The sequence below is a fragment of the Mesorhizobium sp. M7A.F.Ca.AU.001.01.1.1 genome (genome assembly GCF_004022735.1).
Lineage (GTDB): Bacteria > Pseudomonadota > Alphaproteobacteria > Rhizobiales > Rhizobiaceae > Mesorhizobium > Mesorhizobium ciceri.
In genome coordinates, this window is the sequence record NZ_RZPF01000615.1 from 1 (window position 1) to 3,993 (window position 3,993).

At 63.5% G+C, this 3,993-nt stretch carries 4 protein-coding genes; 2 read left to right on the plus strand and 2 right to left on the minus strand.

Features of this window, described 5'->3' with window-relative positions; genetic code table 11:
* A partial coding sequence (locus tag EN884_RS28325; protein WP_128360867.1) for a GTP-binding protein occupies window positions 1-726 on the minus strand: 726 nt, incomplete at its 3' end.
* Window positions 727-1,036: 310 nt separating this feature from the next.
* Between EN884_RS28325 and EN884_RS28330 the strand changes: the two genes are divergently transcribed.
* Both EN884_RS28330 and EN884_RS28335 read left to right on the plus strand, forming a co-directional pair.
* A complete protein-coding gene (locus EN884_RS28330) occupies window positions 1,037-1,432 on the plus strand; it encodes a cupin domain-containing protein (protein ID WP_024504148.1) in 396 nt (131 codons plus the stop codon).
* A gap of 180 nt (window positions 1,433-1,612) precedes the next feature.
* On the plus strand, window positions 1,613-3,130 hold the full coding sequence (locus EN884_RS28335; RefSeq protein WP_082826535.1) for an MFS transporter: 1,518 nt from the start codon (window positions 1,613-1,615) through the stop codon (window positions 3,128-3,130).
* 60 nt (window positions 3,131-3,190) lie between these two features.
* Here the strand turns inward: EN884_RS28335 and EN884_RS28340 are convergent.
* Window positions 3,191-3,993, minus strand: an 803-nt coding sequence (locus EN884_RS28340) for a pyridoxal phosphate-dependent aminotransferase (protein ID WP_164895195.1), incomplete at its 5' end; no start/stop codon positions are given.

A 3,993-nucleotide genomic window follows, 5' to 3' on the forward strand; every position in this document is an offset into this window, starting at 1 on the left:
GTCGAAGATCGCGTCCTTGGGCGGTTCGATCTCCTCGAGCAGCTGTTCCATCAACTGGTCATCATGGTCGGCCAGCGTCTCCAGCATCGAGAAACGCGCTTCGAGCTCGCGCGCCTTCTCGTCGCCGGGAATCTGCGCCACCTCGCTTTCGGCATATTCGCGATAGATGTAGGCGCGCTCCAGCGCCAGGTCGATCGAACCAATGACGACGCCGTCCTTGCGCAGCGGAATCTGGCGCAGCAGCAATGGCACGGCACTGGCCGGCTGCAGCATCTTCAGCGTGTCGCGCACGCCGGTGATTGCCTTGTCGACCTTGTTGAGAAACAGGATGCGCGGCACGCCGAGATCGTCGAGCTTGCGCATGATCAGTTGCAGGGCAGGGATCTTCTTTTCATCGGCCTCGGCCACGACCACCGCGAGGTCGCAGGCGGCCAGCACCGGTTCGGCTTCGAAAGAGAATTCGATGGAGCCGGGACAGTCGACGAAGGTGATCTGCTCGCCCATGAATTCGGTGGTGGCGATCGTCGCCTCGACGCTCATGGCGTGGGCGCGCGCCTCGGGCGAATGATCTGAAACGGTGTTGCCTGATGAAACGGGATTTTGTCGGGGAATTGAGCCCGTACGGGCCAATATGGCTTCGAGAAGTGTCGTCTTACCGCTTGCGAAGGGACCGACTATGGCAATGCATTTCGGTCCCGTGCGTCGTCCTCCGGCGCGAGTACCCATGACTGACCTCCACTCAGGCGTTTCCCGTAGGACCGACTGGCATGCATGGTTCAGGCGTGGTCAATCGGTCCTGAGCGGCGGCCGGCCTGTTCGACCGTCGCGGGCGGGGTTCTTTTCAAGTCCACCTGCCCAAAGCCATCGTCCCACTTGTTTGCCGGCAGGGCAAGGAAAATAGAAATCCTTTGCTCGGCCGTGGACCCGTGCTGGCCATATAGGGGGCTGGCAGCCGGAAGCTGTTGCACGTCGGCCGATATCGGCGGAAACTGAAGCTGGCGACCCGTCGCCCGCTGTTTTGAAGGACCATCGACCCATGAAGATCATTGCCTGCGGCAGCGTGCCGACCGTCATCGCGCCGGAAAAATACTTCACCGGCCGGGTGCTGCAGACGCCGATCATCGAGAAAGAGGCGCCGGCGCGGCTGCGAGCCACGCTGGTCAGCTTCGAGCCGGGCGCGCGCACCCACTGGCATACGCATCCGCTTGGCCAGACGCTCTACGTGACGGTGGGCGCCGGGCTTGCCCAGACGTGGGGCGGCCCGATCCAGCAGATCAGGGCGGGCGACGTCATCTCGTTCGCGCCTGGCGAAAAACACTGGCATGGCGCGGCGCCGAAATCGGCGATGACGCATATCGCCATGCAGGAGGCGCTCGACGATGTCCATGCCGACTGGCTGGAAGCGGTGACATCGGAACAATATGACGGCTGAATGCTCAGTCCGCAGGAACCCGGCTTCTATTCCAGCCGCAACATTTTCAGAAGAGGGCGACTCGCGGCGAGTCCCGTACCATGGCGCAGGCCATACTCAGTCGCCGGATCGACAGCGCCATGCCGCCCGTTCAACTGACCGTCGGCCAGTAATTTGCGAAACTCACGTCCGGACATAGCCATGTCAAAGCACCGTTTGCCCCTGGTCGCCGCTGTCTATCTTGGTTCGTTCGTGGCTCTGCTCGACGTCAGCATCGTCAATGTCGCGCTGCCGACCATCCAGCAGGCGTTGCAAACCGATTTCGGCGGCCTGCAATGGGTGGTCGACGCCTACACGCTGTGCCTGTCGGCCTTCATGCTGTCGTCCGGCCTGATCGGCGACCGCTATGGCCGCAAGCGCTCATGGCTGGCCGGCGTCGGCATCTTCGTGGCCGGCTCGCTGATCTGCGCCGTCGCGCCCAATTTGCCGGTGCTGCTGGCCGGCCGGGTCGTACAGGGCATCGCCGGCTCGCTGCTCATTCCAGGCGCGCTGTCGATCCTGACGCAAGCCTTTCCCGATGCGCGCCAGCGCGCCGGCGTCATTGGCGGCTGGGCGTCGTTCGCCGCCACCTCTCTGCTCGTTGGTCCCGTCCTCGGTGGCATCCTGGTCGAGACCGTCGGCTGGCAAAGCATCTTCCTTATCAACCTGCCGCTTGGTCTGATCACGATCGCGCTCGGTGCTGCTTCGATCAACGAGACGGCGCATCCCGAACATGCCCATCTCGATCTCGTCGGCCTGGCTCTCAGCATCCTGTGGCTGGGGGCGCTGACCTTTGGCCTGATCTCGGCCGGCGAGAATGGTTGGGGCGAGCCAAGGACGGTCACGGCGCTCATCGCAGGTGTCGTCGGCCTGGGTGCTTTCCTCGGCTTCGAGGCGCGCACGGCACGGCCGATGCTGCCGCTTGGCCTGTTCCGTGACGTCCGCTTTGCCGTCGCCAATGTCGCTTCGTTCGCGCTCGGCTTCACCTCCTATTCCAGCGTCTTCTTCTTCTCGATGTTCCTGCAGCAGGTGCAGGGCTGGTCGCCGACGCAGACCGGCCTGCGCATGGCGCCGGCCTTCATCGTCCAGATCGTGGTGTCGCCGTGGATCGGCAGGCTGAGCGCGCGCTATGGTCACTCCGCGCTGATGAGCATCGGCTATGTTGCTATCGGCCTGTCCATGCTCGGCATGTGCTGGGCCGGTCCTTCGACGTCCTACGCGATGCTGTGCCTTCTGTTCGCCATCGGCGGCCTCGGCAATGCGCTTGCAATCCCGACCGGCAGCGCTGCCGCCATGTCCTATGCGCCGCGCGAACGCTCGGGCATGGTGTCGGCGGTCATCAATGCCACCCGCCAGAGCGGTCTTGCCATCGGCATCGCCTTGCTCGGCGCCTTGATGAGCATGCGGGCAACCAACCTTTTGACCGGGTATCTCGGCGATGCCGGTGTCGCCAACGCGGAAGCGGTCGCTCGTGCTGCAATTTCGCGGCATGATTTCGCAACCGATGCGGCGATGGGCGAAAGCGGCGTGCATGAACTCTATGCTGCCGCCTATGCTGGCGGCTTCCATGCCGCCATGCTGACGGCGGCGATCGGCGCGTTCCTCACCGCCGCACTGCTGGTTGCCGTGCTGGCGCCGGCCGAGGCGCGCTCGGCCAAAGAGACCAAGCACGAGGCGTGAGGCTGACGGCCCATTGAAAACCCGGCAGTGAAGCCGGGTTCTGCGTTCAAAGTGCGCCGCTCAGGTCAGCGAAGCCGTAAAGCGCTGGATGCGCGTGCAGGCTTCCTCCAGAAGCGTCTCCGAGGTGGCGTAGGAGATGCGGAAGTTGGGGCCGAGGCCGAAGGCCGAGCCGAACACCACCGCGACGCCCTCGGCTTCGAGCAATTCCGAGCAGAAGGTTTCGTCGGTGTCGATCGGCTTGCCGGCCTTGGTCTTCTTGCCGATCAACTGGGCGCAGGAGGGATAGACATAGAAGGCCCCTTCCGGCGACGGACAGGTGATGCCGCGCGCCTGGTTGAGCATCGAGACGACGAGGTCGCGACGGCCTTGAAAGATCGCCTTGTTTTTGGCGATGAAATCCTGCGGGCCATTCAGCGCCTCGACGGATGCCCATTGCGCGATGGTGCAGGCGCCCGATGTCTGCTGACCCTGGATCATGTCCATCGCCTTGATCAGTTGGACCGGGCCCGCCGCATAACCGATGCGCCAGCCGGTCATTGCATAGGCTTTCGACACGCCGTTCATGGTCAGCGTGCGCTCGTAGAGCTTAGGCTCGACCTCGGCGATGGTCTTGAAGACGAAATCGCCATAGGTCAGGTGCTCGTACATGTCGTCGGTCAGCGTCCAGACATGCGGATGCTTCAACAGCACGTCGGCCAGAGCGCGCAGTTCGGCCTCGGTATAGGCGGCACCCGACGGGTTCGACGGCGAGTTCATCAGCAGCCATTTGGTCTTCGGCGTGATCGCCTTTTCCAGCACGGAAGCGGTCAGTTTGAAGCCGTTGTCGATCGAGGTGTCGGCAAACAAGGAGGTGCCGCCTATAC

What these genes read in the sequence shown, in the direction of transcription:
- EN884_RS28335 (WP_082826535.1), top strand. Translation starts at nt 1,613, where the DNA reads ATGTCAAAGCACCGTTTGCCCCTGGTCGCCGCTGTCTATCTTGGTTCG.
- EN884_RS28330 (WP_024504148.1), top strand. Translation starts at nt 1,037, where the DNA reads ATGAAGATCATTGCCTGCGGCAGCGTGCCGACCGTCATCGCGCCGGAA.